11 protein-coding genes are annotated in these 13,857 nt (G+C 40.1%); 9 read left to right on the forward strand and 2 right to left on the reverse strand.

Annotation, left to right across the window (positions count from 1 at the left end; genetic code table 11):
- The first annotated feature begins 479 nt into the window (after window positions 1–479).
- A complete protein-coding gene (locus tag AC04NP_RS19630; protein WP_482861636.1) occupies window positions 480–2,717 on the forward strand; it encodes a tetratricopeptide repeat-containing sensor histidine kinase in 2,238 nt (745 codons plus the stop codon).
- A 1-nt stretch (window position 2,718) separates the two neighbouring features.
- Here the strand turns inward: AC04NP_RS19630 and lysA are convergent, their stop codons facing one another.
- Window positions 2,719–3,951: a diaminopimelate decarboxylase gene (gene lysA, locus AC04NP_RS19635; protein WP_482861637.1), complete on the reverse strand. Its 1,233-nt coding sequence runs from the start codon at window positions 3,949–3,951 to the stop codon at window positions 2,719–2,721.
- Between the two features lie 355 nt (window positions 3,952–4,306).
- On the opposite strand from lysA, the gene AC04NP_RS19640 reads away from it, so the two are divergent.
- The 4 genes from AC04NP_RS19640 to AC04NP_RS19655 all read left to right on the forward strand — a co-directional run bounded on the left by AC04NP_RS19640 (window position 4,307) and on the right by AC04NP_RS19655 (window position 8,705).
- Entirely contained in the window at window positions 4,307–5,200 is an 894-nt protein-coding gene (locus AC04NP_RS19640; protein WP_482861638.1) for a DUF3078 domain-containing protein, read from the forward strand.
- 105 nt (window positions 5,201–5,305) lie between these two features.
- On the forward strand, window positions 5,306–6,952 hold the full coding sequence (locus AC04NP_RS19645; RefSeq protein WP_482861639.1) for a sensor histidine kinase: 1,647 nt from the start codon (window positions 5,306–5,308) through the stop codon (window positions 6,950–6,952).
- Window positions 6,924–7,622, forward strand: a complete 699-nt coding sequence (locus AC04NP_RS19650) for a response regulator transcription factor (RefSeq protein ID WP_482861640.1) — start codon at window positions 6,924–6,926, stop codon at window positions 7,620–7,622. Before AC04NP_RS19645 ends, AC04NP_RS19650 begins: the two co-directional genes overlap by 29 nt.
- Window positions 7,623–7,976: 354 nt before the next feature.
- On the forward strand, window positions 7,977–8,705 hold the full coding sequence (locus AC04NP_RS19655) for a 1-(5-phosphoribosyl)-5-[(5-phosphoribosylamino)methylideneamino]imidazole-4-carboxamide isomerase (RefSeq protein WP_482861641.1): 729 nt from the start codon (window positions 7,977–7,979) through the stop codon (window positions 8,703–8,705).
- Between the two features lie 78 nt (window positions 8,706–8,783).
- Here AC04NP_RS19655 and AC04NP_RS19660 read toward each other — a convergent pair whose 3' ends face one another.
- Entirely contained in the window at window positions 8,784–9,233 is a 450-nt protein-coding gene (locus tag AC04NP_RS19660; protein WP_482861642.1) for a hypothetical protein, read from the reverse strand.
- A gap of 128 nt (window positions 9,234–9,361) precedes the next feature.
- Between AC04NP_RS19660 and AC04NP_RS19665 the strand changes: the two genes are divergently transcribed.
- From AC04NP_RS19665 to AC04NP_RS19680, 4 genes are read left to right on the forward strand one after another with little or no spacing between them, the layout of a single operon-like run.
- On the forward strand, window positions 9,362–10,222 hold the full coding sequence (locus tag AC04NP_RS19665) for a GNAT family N-acetyltransferase (protein WP_482861643.1): 861 nt from the start codon (window positions 9,362–9,364) through the stop codon (window positions 10,220–10,222).
- A 19-nt stretch (window positions 10,223–10,241) separates the two neighbouring features.
- Window positions 10,242–12,710, forward strand: a complete 2,469-nt coding sequence (locus AC04NP_RS19670; RefSeq protein WP_482861644.1) for a bifunctional UDP-N-acetylmuramoyl-tripeptide:D-alanyl-D-alanine ligase/alanine racemase — start codon at window positions 10,242–10,244, stop codon at window positions 12,708–12,710.
- A 32-nt stretch (window positions 12,711–12,742) separates the two neighbouring features.
- A complete protein-coding gene (locus AC04NP_RS19675) occupies window positions 12,743–13,255 on the forward strand; it encodes a hypothetical protein (RefSeq protein WP_482861645.1) in 513 nt (170 codons plus the stop codon).
- A 31-nt stretch (window positions 13,256–13,286) separates the two neighbouring features.
- Window positions 13,287–13,844 carry an RNA polymerase sigma-70 factor gene (locus tag AC04NP_RS19680; protein ID WP_482861646.1) on the forward strand — a complete coding sequence of 186 codons (558 nt, stop codon included), beginning with the start codon at window positions 13,287–13,289 and terminating at the stop codon, window positions 13,842–13,844.
- Window positions 13,845–13,857 lie beyond the last annotated feature (13 nt).

Raw genomic sequence — 13,857 nt, forward strand, 5'->3', positions numbered from 1 at the left:
CCGCAAGCAGGTTAAAAAAAATGGGAGCCATAAATTTAATTGACCTGGAGCGGGAATTGATTCTAAAAATAGTTATAATCCCGGCTTTCAAATAGATTTTTATTTGTTATGCGATACAGACAAAAAACCCGTCAATTCTTTGATTAAGACAATTTTTTGACGGATTTCACATAAATAATTACTTTATTTGTGAGTTAATCGCAGGTGATACGGATTTCAAAACACGGATTTTTGTGGGGCATTTTGCGAGCTATACAGGCAAATTAATTAAGCCAGTTTTCTTTGAAAGGTCATTAATTATTATTAATATTCAAGTTAATAATTGGATAAAATCTCGAAATTCAAGGTCGATTTAAAACTTTTTTGAGCATAATCAATTGGTTTTAAGTCTTTTAGTATATTTAGTTTAAATATTACCTTAAATATGTTTTTGGTCTCTTAGTTTAATTTAACCCTAAACTACTGCCCGCTTTACAATCGTGAGATTTTCTATTTATATATTGTGTTTACTTTTAGCTTGCTTTGATCTGTTGGCTCAAAGCACCAATGAATTAAAACGCCAACTTGCGACGGCTACGGATTCCTCCAAGGTAAATATCCTCACTCAATTGGGAGAGGCATATTTATCTGCTAATGCTGACTCCGCTATTTATTATTTCAATCAGGCTGGCAAGGTTTCGGCAGAGATTCAATACCATAAAGGTCGGTTACAGGCTTTGGGAGGCAACGGATTTGCTCAACATGTAAAAGGCAATAATGAAAAGGCCGCTTTGTTTTTCAGGCAGCTTATACGACAAGCTGACAGCCTTCGGGTTAAATTGGATAACAGGCAAGACTACTTACTTGGGCTGGCCACCGTTATCCTCGATGGTTCGCCATTGGAGGCTACGAGATTAGCCCGTGAAGCCCTGGCACTCAATCGTAAAAATGAGGATAAGCTGGGGCAAATCAAGGCGCTGAAGACTTTGGGAAAAATTTACAGCCAAAGGAAAAATTACCAATTAGCCATCGATCAACATGTTGCGGCTATTGATCTTGCCAGATCGCTCAATGAAAACAAGCTTGCAGGGGTCAACCTGATAGCTGCCGGGGTGTTGTATAATAAACAGGGAAATACACCGAAGGCGCTTGAATACTACTTTCAGGCCATTGATATAGGGGATCATTCAGGTGACCGGGAGCTGGCATCAGCAGCTAAGCTGAAAGTGGCTCATATCTATTATAATCAGAAAAAATATCAGCAGGCCATTGCACTCTACACAGATGTTTTGAAACATTACGAACAAGCGGCTGATATTACCGGTCAGATGAACTTGAATTACTTTATAGGATTATCCTACAAAAGTAAAGCAGACCCCAAAGCTGCTTTGAATTATTTTTTCAAAGCACATGAATACGCCAGAAAGCTTAACGATAAAAGCTTGATGGCCAAAAACTATATTGAGCGGGCAAGCAGCTATCTGCAATTGGGCCGGCTTTCACTGGCCACTAAAAATGCTGACTGGGCGTACGGAATTGCCAGAAAGGAAGGTTTTACCGAAGCGTTAATGAAAGTGAATCTCATTTATTCGGACATCAGCACAAGATCAAACAAGTTCGGGCCGGCCCTGACTTATTATAAAAGATATGCGAGCTACCGGGATAAATTGTTTCAGGAGCAAAAAGAGATTCAAATAGTGGCGTTGGAGAATGAGTATGAAAACCGTGAACGGGAGATTGAAAGACTGTCACTTGAAAAGGAAAAAGCAAACCAGATTAAAGTGGCTGAAACCCAGAAAAGAGGCGAATTGGCAGTTGAGGAAAAAAACAGTGAATTGTTTCAACTTAATGCCAAGAACGATAAGTTGAAAAATAACACCTTGATTGGCAGTATGATTCTGCTTCTTTTATTTTCGTTGGGAACCATTATAGCTTACAAAAACAAATTGGATGACAATAAGATTTTGATCAACCAAAAGGATGAAATTGTAAAGCAAAAGGAAAACCTGCTGAAAAAAAATAAACGATTGATTGAGCTCAACGAGGAAAAAGACAATTTAGTGAATATGGTTGCCCACGACCTTCGCAGTCCCCTGGACCAGATCAAGGGTTTGGTAAATGTAATCAAAATGAATTCGGATGGCAAAGGTAAGAATCAGGAATACATAGATATGATCTCTTACGCAACCGAAAGAATGAGGGGTTTAATTGGCCGTACTTTGAACATCCGCAATATTGACAAGCAGGAGATCGACCCCCGGGAGGAGGTTTTTGATGTATCGAAGGTGGTTGACGAGGTGTTGACAAATTTTGTAGAACTGGCCAACCGGAAGAACCTGACTATTCACAGTGAACTCCAAAGAAATGGGTGTTTTGTGAAGGCTGACCTGAACTATATGGTACAAGTATTGGAAAATCTGATGTCAAATGCCATTAAATTTTCACCCAGGGGAAAAGCCATCCGTGTCAAAGCAGGTAAACACAAGAAACTCGTTAGAATAGAAATAATTGATCAGGGCCCTGGAATCAGGAAAGAGGACATGCCCAGGCTGTTCAAGAAATTTCAACGATTGGCGGCCAGGCCTACAGGTAATGAAGACTCGACAGGTTTGGGGCTTTCCATCGTGAAACGTTTTGTTGACTCCATGGGAGGGGAAGTAAGATGCGAAAGTACTTTTGGTGAGGGGGCTAACTTTATCGTCGAATTTGAAGCGTATGAACCGGACGAAAGAAGCTAAGCTAAACCTCTACTTCAACAATATGTCTCAGCAAATCCTCAAAAGTCTCCCGTTTTCTGATTAAGTGAGCCTTGCCGTTAAGAATCAATACTTCGGCGGGTCTGAGCCGCGAATTATAATTAGAAGCCATTGAAAAACCATAGGCACCGGCATTTTTAATAGCAATAATATCACCTTCCCTTACTTCATTGAGTTGCCTGTCCCATCCCAGGGTATCTGTTTCACAGATATAACCCACTACGGTATACACTCTCTTTGTACCTTTCGGGTTACTAATGTTTACCATGTCATGATAAGCATCATACATCATAGGCCTGATCAGATGATTCATTCCTGAATCTACTCCTGCAAAAACTGTGGCCGGGGTGGTTTTAACCACATTGGTTCTAACCAGCAAAACCCCTGATTCACTCACCAGGAATTTTCCCGGTTCAAACCACAATTCCAAATCCCGGCCATATTCTTTACAAAAGCTTTTGTAAGTATTTTCAATGCTTTTTCCCAGTAGTTTGATGTCGGTCGTGACATCCCCATCGCGGTAACTTACCTTGAACCCGCTTCCCAGATCGAGAAATTGCAGGTTTTCAAAATCCCTGGCAATGTCAAACACAATTTGTGAGGCTTTCAGAAAAACCTCTGCATCGAGGATGTCGGAGCCTGTATGCATATGCAAACCTATGACATCTATTTTGTAAGTCTGAACCACCCTTAGGATATGTCTTTTTTGCAAAATGGAGATACCAAATTTTGAGTCAACATGCCCAGTCGAGATTTTAGCATTGCCACCAGCCATAATATGTGGGTTGAGCCGGACGCAACATGGTACCGAACTGCCGTACTCATTACCGAATTGCTCCAGAATTGAAATATTATCGATATTAATCATCAACCCAAGCGCCACTGCCTCTTTGATCTCATCAAAAGATACACAGTTAGGGGTAAATAATATTTCATGAGGCTGGTAGCCGGCTTTAATACCGAGGTGTGCTTCATTAATTGATACCGCATCAATCCCGGCTCCCTCCTTCCGTATCAATTTAAGAATGGATAAATTGGTCAACGCCTTGGCAGCGTATTTGATTTTGACATTTAAGCCTGAAAATGCCTTGTTCAAATACCTGATTTGATTGATGATCTTTTCACCGTCGTACACATACAGGGGAGTGCCAAACTCCTTAGTTATTTTCTCCAGGTCAACCCCCTGCATTTGATACTTGTTATTCACCAGCTTCATACTTGTAATACTTTACTTTTTATCTGAAACTTGGCAAAAGTATCAAATTGAAATGTTTTATAAAAGAACAATTAAAATTTAGGAATTATCAAACATTTTAGTGATATGCTGATTTCCCAAATATTGTCTGACCTTGGGGAACTTTGCGGTTAAAAAAGGGGCACCACGGAGGTATCAAGACACCAAGAAATTTATCCAAAGCGTTATGCAACAGCCACTTACGGCGGTGTCGGACGGCTTGACCGGAAAAATCCTTATACTGGTCTAATTAATAATAATGTCTTCACTTTATTGGCTTTATTTATATTTGTCAACTTTAACCTGAGAATAACCAAAACTATAACTTTAGAAAATTATGAATACTAAAGCTGCATCATTAATTATACTTTTTCTATGTCAGAGTTTGGCTGTCCTGGCCCAGGATAACCCTGATACCACTTATTGGAAAAAGGATTTTAAAGTTGGGATAAGTTTTACGCAGGCATCTTTTACCTCCAACTGGACAGGTGGAGGAGTTAATTCAATCGGCGCAAATGCTTTACTTAATTTTAAAGCAAAATACAGAAAGGATAACCATTCATGGGATAATGAAATTGATTTGGCTTACGGAGTTGTTAAAAATCAGGACCAGAGTGCCAGGAAGTCTATTGACAGGATTTTTCTTGATTCCAAATACGGAAGGACATTAAGTGACTCCTGGGAATTGTTTTCCTCGGCCAATTTGCTAACCCAGTTTGCCAACGGCTTTAATTACGACGTTGAATTTCCAAATGGTGAAGTGAGGGATAGTCTCATCTCCCAGTTTTTCGCCCCGGCGTTTTTGACATTTGCCTGGGGATTTCAATATCAGCCTGTTGATTATTTTAATGTCAGACTTTCTCCTTTCACGCCGAGATTTACCTTTGTAGCAGATGACGGCTTATCGGACCTGGGGGCTTATGGTGTGGATCCGGGAGATCAGGTAAGGTCGGAATGGCTGGCCTTCCAGGCATTGGTAGACTTTGACAAAGACATCGCCGAAAATCTGAATCTGAAATGGAAATACCTTCTGTTTCTGAATTACGAGAACCTGAGTTTTGATAAGTGGGACCACCGGCTTGACCTGATTATAAACGCTCAGGTTAATAAATTTTTAAGTGTAAACCTGGGAGCGATTGTTATTTACGATTTTGACCAGGTAGATGAGGTGCAGTTAAATCAGTTTTTTAATCTGGGTTTGGTTTATTCTGCCCGTAGTTATGAAGAATAGCCATCAAAATAATTTTTGCTATTGCGTTAAAGTGCCGTTAAGCATTGTTAAACATTGTTAAACAACGAACGTAATTAGTGTTAAAAGATTAATTTTGTCGGTGATATGAGCAGAAAAACCATCCGTTTAATCATTATTCTAATGACCGCGGCTTTGCTGGGGCTGGTGGGCTTTCAGATCTATTGGGTCAATAATGCCCAGCGAATCAATAAAGCCAGGTTTAAACAGGATGTACACGAGGTATTGAACCTCGTTGCGCAAAAACTGGAAAAGCAGGAAACCCTCTTGATCGCTCAGAATAACTTTAAAAGTAAGTTCCGGTGGAGTGATCCATTGAACCTCGACTCAGACACCATTGAGTTTTTCGAAAGTTCATTCCAAAAAAGAGTGGTAAATCGCAGCGATTTGAATAGTGACAGTACATCCATACCCAATCAGACCGTTTTAAGCTACCAGTTTGAAGCGAAAGATGGTTTTGAAATTATCGCCGAGATCGATAATCAGGCCAACATTAGTGAAGAGACCAATATCAGGGACGGGAACAACCCGGTGAAAGTGCTTCGTAAAGAATACAATAATGATAGCGAAATCGGAAAACACATAAAGCAGGATTTTCAAAAGATTGCCAGAAAGGCAGAAATGTTTAATGTGGTGTTAAACGAAATACTTTCAGGCAAAAGACAAATTAAGAACAGGATAAAACCACGGCAACTAGATTCCCTGTTAAGGGCAGAATTTATCAATAAAGGTATCAACTTATCCTTTGATTATGGCGTTTTAAACGAAGACAGCCAGGAGTTTGTCTTTGCACAGATTGACGATGATCATCACAAGTTACGTGATTCTGATTTACGGGCTTCTCTTTTTCCCAACGACGTGGTAGGTGCTTCTAACCAAATTTTGGTGTACTTCCCCAATCAGGAAAAATTTTTGATGCGTAAAATGGGTGTTACTCTGGCCTCTTCTATATTATTGATCCTGATCATTATTTTTTGTTTTGCCTATGCCATAACTACTATCATCCGGCAAAAGAAACTGTCGGAGGTTAAAAATGATTTCATCAATAACATGACACACGAGTTCAAAACGCCTATATCCACGGTTTCTCTGGCCTGTGAGGCTTTACAGGATAAAGAGATTAGCCAGGATGAGAGCGTTCGTGAGCGATATTTGGACATCATAAAGGTAGAAAACAAAAGACTGGCGGTGCAGGTTGAAAAAGTTTTACAGATGGCCACCCTGGATAAGGGTGAATTCGACCTCAAACTCTCTGAGGTAAATGTAAATCAGGTAATTGAAGAGGCTGTCTCCAATATTTATATGCAGGTTGAAAAGAAAGGTGGTTCGGTAGAAAAGGCATTGGAAGCCGAACAACCTATGATCGAGGCTGATGAGTTACACCTTTCAAATATCATTAGAAATTTACTGGATAATGCCAATAAGTATTCGCCCGTAACACCTAAAATTACAGTCAGAACGGAGGACAAACCCAATGGCATAAGCATCAAGATAATTGACAAGGGCATTGGTCTGGCCAAAGAGTCCCTGAACAAGATTTTTGATAAGTTTTACAGGGTTCCTACCGGAAATGTTCATGACTTCAAAGGTTTTGGGTTAGGACTGGCTTATGTAAAAACCATGGTTGAAGCACATGGAGGTTCTATTCATGTAAAAAGTGAGCTGAATAAAGGCAGCATGTTCGAACTATTTTTCCCTAAAAAAAATGCAAAAACACAGAATACTTTTGGTTGAAGATGACCCTAACCTGGGGCAGATATTGAAGGAATACCTGGATATAAAAGGGTTTGATACCAAATTATGCCGTGACGGGGAAGAGGGTTTCAAGGCCTTTGAAAATGACAAATTCGATTTATGCATTTTTGATATTATGTTACCCAAAAAAGACGGCTTTTCACTGGCCCGGGAGATTAAGGTTGCTGACAAGACCACACCCGTTATCTTTTTGACTGCCAAATCAATGAAGCAAGATACCATCGAGGGATTTAAGATAGGTGCAGATGATTATATTACCAAACCCTTCAGCATGGAGGAGTTACTGTTGAGAATAAAAGCCATACTCCGGCGTTCCGGCAATAACACTCAAAGCAAGCCTGAAGCCCAGATATTCAAAATTGGAGGATTTACATTTGACTATGACCTCCACCAACTTACTTCGAAGCATTCTGACATCAAACTAACCTCCAAGGAAGCAGAATTGTTAAAACTGTTTTGTCTGAATATTAATCAAACCCTGGATCGCAGCACTGCCCTGAAAATTATCTGGAGGGATGACAGTTACTTTAATGCCAGAAGTATGGATGTGTACATTACCAAATTAAGAAAATACCTGAAAGAGGATCCGGCGCTGGAGATTTTAACAGTTAGGGGCACAGGATTTAAGCTGGTAGAAAAACCAGTTTGATCACTTCTTTAGCCACTTACAGTTATTGTAGGTTGAAGTTTTAACTTTTAGTTGACCCAATGCATATTGAAGGCCTGCCCTACTGTAAGCAACATTGATATGGCCATCTAACAGGAAAACCGACCGATTCATGTAGTCCGGTATTGAAAAGTTTGTTTTCCAGCATTTGTTATTAACTTAATTTTTTGGTATATTAAAGTTTCCTTGAAGCCACATTTCAGAAACTTACTTACAAGATTATCATTAAATAAATGCCCAAAGGTTTGCCGGCTGGATGGTGACGCTGCCAGGAGAGACGCCGGTAATACTAAAATTTTTAATAGATTAGCAGCTTTATAAATTAATAAAACGATTATGATTAAAATTCTACCTTCCATATGGATTATTCAGGGTAAATGTGTAAGAGTCAAGCAGGGAGATTTTTCAAATCAGATTGTTTATAATGACAGCCCCCTGGATGTAGCCATGGAATTTGAAGATCATGGAATATCTCAAATCCATTTGGTGGATCTGGATGGTGCAAGAAGGGGCAGCCCTATTAACTACGGGGTGCTGGAGGCCATCGCAGGGCATACTAATCTGGAAGTTGATTTCACCGGGGGGATTCATACGGATGGTGATATTAGCAAAGCGTTCGAATACGGGGCTGATTATATTACAGCCGCTACCATAGCTGTTTACGATAAAGAATTATTCGCTTCCTGGATTGTCTCGTACGGCAGGGAGAATGTGACACTGGCCGCGGACTCAATCAACAGAAACATCATCGTCAAAGGTTGGCAAAAACACACGAAAATAAACATTTTCGATCATGTCCAATACTTTTACGACCGTGGTTTAAAATATCTTAAAACCACCGATATCGACAAAGATGGCTTGCTGAAAGGACCTTCTTTTGAATTGTACAAAGAACTGATTAACAGATTCCCATCTATATGCTTGATTGCAAGCGGAGGGGTGCGGTCTATCGATGATATAGAAAAACTGCAGGAGTTGGGGGTTTGGGGCGTTCACTTTGGAAAGGCCTATTATGAAGGAAAAATCAAGTTGAAAGATCTTGACAGGTTTATGGTAACCAGTTGATTTTGATATAAACCGACTAACATACAAAAGCCAAACGTTGACGTTTGGCTTTTTACTTTATCTATATTTTGTTTTTACTTAGTATCTAATTCTGTGTAGCAACGTATTGATCAGTTTTTTACCGTTTACAATAATCGATGACTCATCGGGTAGCTTGATGGCCTGGTTTTTTTCCTTGGAAATGTTGAAGATATCCGCAATTTTAAATTTGTACATCAGGTAAAAAACAAAGTTATAGGAGAAAATCGAAGGAGCAGTATTGTCTGATTTTTTTACCTTGGATTGACCATCTGCGCTTTTTGTGGTGTTTGCTCCTATTTTTTCGGCAGATTTGAGACTATCGGCGTTTAACACCTTTTCTTTCTCCGTTTTGTTGAGTTCGACGCCTGGCTCAGGGTTAACGATTTCTGTCTCTGAATTTTTACCTCTTGCATCGGTATTATCTATAGCAACCACAGTTCCTAATGACAGCACCATAGCTATAAGAACAGCAGTAAGCGCTTTTACATATTTGAGAAATTTAACCATGAAGCGATAAATATATCTAAAAATCGCGAAAATGTTTATGTAAGTAACGTTATTTGTGATAAATGGTTACAATTTTGTTTGAACTGTCAATTTAGATTATCAAAGAATAATCCGGTTACCTATAACATATGAGCAATTTGCTGGTGAGAAGCATGGCGTCCAAGGATCTTTCAAAAATGCATAAAGCTTTTTTGGCGGCATTTTCCGATTATCCACTTCGCTTTGACTTCACCAAAAAGGAATTTTACAAAAAATTTGTAGAAAAGCTGAACATTAATTTTGGCTTGTCACCGGCCGCATTTCATGGAGGCAACATAGTTGCCTTTATATTTACCAGCCTGGCTTGTTACGATGGTCGGCTTACTGCATACAACGGTGGTACCGGGGTGGTGCCTGATTTTCGCGGGCAGCGGCTCACCTCAAAATTGTATACGTTTGTATTGCCTCTGTTGAAACAACAAAATGTAAGTCAATGTATCCTGGAAGTTTTGACCACCAACCACCGAGCACTCCGGGTTTATGAAGCCATCGGCTTTGAAAAAGCCAGGTATTTTAACTGTTTCAAGCTACCTTCGACGCCCGGAATAAAAGGAGCTTTAATGTCAGGCGTAGAGATTGCCCCATGCACCCAACCGGATTGGGATTTGTTTGCCAGCTTTAATGATATCGACACCTCCTTTTTGGATAGTCAGTCATTGCTTCAAAACAACGTAACAAATGAAATTATTATTACAGCCAAACATAGTAATGTAACTGTAGGTTATACAGTCTATCAACCCAATGGACGGATTTCAAGGATTGGGGTAGATCAAAAATACCGGCAGCGGGGAGTAGGTAGTGCCTTAATCAGCTATGCCTTCCGGGATTGTGCGGGGCGGGCTTTAACTGTTATCAATGTCAACCGGGAACATAAATCAATCACCCGGTTCTTAACAGGTTTGGGTTTTGTTAATGAAATAGATCAGTATGAATTGAAATTGATGCTGTAAATTTAAAATTTGAACAAAAGTGCATTTACGTTTTAGTCAACTCGAGGAAATAACCGGTGGGGAAATTTTATCATTCTCATCGGACATGGCTGTAGAAAGTTTGTTAACCGATAGCCGTAAAGTATCTATCCGGCAGGGAGCATTGTTCGTGGCTATAAAAGGAGACTTTCATGACGGGCATGATTATATCGATAAGCTTTATGAGGATGGCATCAGACAGTTCTTGGTAGAATCCGGTGATAAAACAAAATACAATCATCTGACCGGAGCCAATGTGATCAGGACCGGCAACAGCCTGGTAGCTCTGCAAAAAATAACGGCTTTTCACCGTTCCCGCTTCAGTATTCCAATCATTGGTATCACGGGTAGCAATGGTAAAACCATAGTCAAAGAATGGCTTAGCCAGATGTTATCCGCAAAACTGCGGGTGGTAAAAAGTCCTAAAAGCTATAACTCCCAATTGGGGGTACCCCTGTCGGTCTGGCAACTGAGTAACCAGCACCAGATCGGAGTTTTTGAAGCGGGGATTTCTGAATCAGGAGAAATGGACAAGATAGAAATAGTTCTGCAACCTACCATTGGCGTTTTTACAAACATTGGATCCGCCCATGACAAAGGTTTCACCTCCCAAGATGAGAAAATCCATGAAAAGGCAAAACTTTTTAAAAATTCGCAGGTAGTTATCTACTGCAGGGATCATGAAGCAATCCACCAGGTGCTTTCCAATCAGATCAGGCCCCCGCAAAAACTGTTTTCCTGGTCTGAAGGTCAATCGGCTGATGTTTTCATAAAAGATAGCTATGATCACGGAAACATGACTGCCCTCGAAATGGAGTTTAATGAAAACCGGATGTTCTTCAAAGTTCCCTTTCACGACCCAGCCTCCCTCGAAAATGTCATCAACTGCATCTGCGTTTGTCTTTATTTAAATTTTGACAGAAAACTGATCCAGGAGAGCCTTATGGGCCTGAGCCAGGTATCCATGCGCCTGGCACTAAAACAAGGAATCAACGGGTGTTACCTTATTGATGATACATACAACAACGATTTGGCTGGTTTGAAAATTGCGCTTGACTTTTTGACACAGCAAAATCAAAAAGTAAAAAAAACGCTCATTCTCTCCGACATTCTGGAGGCGGGCTCCGATAAAGCGGAATTATATGAAAGAGTAGCAGCCCTGGTGGCGAGTAAGTCGATAAACCGGTTTGTTGGTATCGGCCCCGATCTTAAAAGGCACGCCCGTTTTTTCAATGATACCGGAAAATTTTATGTTGATAAGCCCTCTTTTTTTAAGGCGACCAATTTGGAGGACTTCAGGGATGAGGTTGTACTCATAAAAGGTGCCCGCCTATTTGCCCTGGAAGAAATTGTAGATTTTTTACAAAGGAAAATTCACGGCACGGTGATGGAAATCAATCTTGATGCCATAACCCATAACCTGAATTTTTACAGAAATAAACTGGACGCCTCTACCAAAATCCTGGTGATGATAAAAGCATTTGCCTATGGTTCCGGTTTTTTGGAGATTGCCAACTTGCTGCAATTTCACCGGGTGGATTATCTGGGGGTTGCTTATCCGGATGAGGGTGTCATTTTAAGACAAAATGGTATAAGCTTGCCCATCATGGTTATGAATCCTGCGCCGGAAAGTTTTGGGAAAATGATCCAGTTTAATCTTGAACCGGAGGTGTACAGTCTAAAAATGACAAAGCTTTTGGCTGAATTTTTACGGGCAAACAATCTGTCTGTGAAAATCCATATTAAGTTGGAAACAGGTATGCACAGGCTTGGATTTGCTCCGGAAGATCTGAAAGCACTGGTGACAATTTTAAAAGCGTATCCGGAAATAAAAATTGCTTCAATTTTCAGCCATTTGGCAGGGTCTGAAGATGCTGAACACGATGAATTTTCACAATATCAATTTAAGTTGTTTGATGAGGGAGTGGCATTTATTGAAAAATTGTTGTCGGTCCGGCCTTTAAAGCACACCCTCAAATCCTCGGGCATTATCCGCTTCCCGGACCGCCATTACGACATGGTACGGCTGGGCATTGGATTGCATGGCATCGGATATAACGATGAAGTTCAGGAGGAGCTTGAGCCGGTGGCCTCCCTGAAAACGACTATTTCCCAAATCAGGGAAGTGAAAAAGGGTGATACTATAGGATATGACCGTATGGGGAAAGCCGATGAACCAAAAAAAATTGCCACACTGGCCATTGGCTATGCTGATGGCTTTGACCGGCGGTTCAGCAACGGGAAGGGTGTCGTCTGGGTCAATGGTAAGCTGGCACCAGTGATAGGAAATGTTTGTATGGATATGACTATGATCGATGTCACCGGTATCGAAGCACAAGAAGAAGACCAGGTGGTAGTATTTGGCAAAGAATTGCCCTTGCGTAAAATCGCCTCAAAAATTGGTACTATTCCCTATGAGATATTGACCAAAGTGAGCGGTCGCGTAAAAAGGGTGTTTTACATTGAGTAGTTGGTTGTTTATATTTGTAGCTGGTACCCATTATGATGACAATGAATCGAAAATATTTTCTCCTGGATAAGAACTATTTGTTAAAGCAAGTTCAGGCTGAAAAAAAAGTAATTTTTCTGCAAAAATTAATTGAAAATGTAAAAATCAATTATTTGAGCCGGTGTAACCCCCTTGGCCTTATCGATGATACCGTGCTGCATATACAAGCATATAAAATTCACGAAACCAGGCATCTGGAGGAGTTTTATGACCACCTGTCGGGAATATTCAGGTACCGGATAGGAACCAACCAGTTGGAATTACTTTTTGATGGAAAGACGCACTATGAAAAATATCAGGAAGATTGGGAAACATGTTTTACCACCTGGGTGAAAGATTTTTGTCATCAGGACAGATTTTTAAAAGCGGTGCTGGCTGTAACTGTTTTTTATGAAAATGAACAGAGCGCCCTCCTGGCCGAAAACAGGCTTAAATATTTTATCAGTCATTATTTTGGGTTAAAGCTCTATCGTTATAAAGGAATCATGAGCATGCATGTTGCCTGAATAGAGGTATTTTTTTACTTTAGGAATAGTTATGAAAGTTTTTAAAGATCTGACCTCTTTTGAATCTATCTATAAATCTTATTACAAACAGCTTTGTGGCCTGGCCTTCAATATTATTGGTGATCAGTCAGCCTCCGAAGACGTTGTACAAAATCTTTTTATCAAAATCTGGAATAAAAGAGATATGATAGTTGTCAGTGATATTAATGCCTACGTTAAAAAATCAACGATTAATGCCAGCCTTAACTATCTAAAGTCTTCAAAGAGCAGAACCATAGTCAGCCTTGCTTCGCTTACGGATCATAGTGATAATGTTACCGAAAAGAAAGTTAAGTTAAATGAGCTGCAACAAAGAATTGATCTGGCCATTAAAAGACTGCCTCCAAAATGCCAGGTGATTTTTAATCTGAGTCGATTTGAACATATGTCCGGTAGTGAAATTGCCAAACATCTTGGAGTGAGTAAAAAGACAGTGGACAATCAAATAGGAATAGCACTGAAAAAATTGCGTGAGGAATTAAAACCATACCTGATTATAGAAGGAATAATCCTGGCAATCCTTTGGATATTGTATTTACTCATATCATGATAACCTGATGTAC

Source organism: Agaribacillus sp. DX54 (assembly GCF_056858335.1).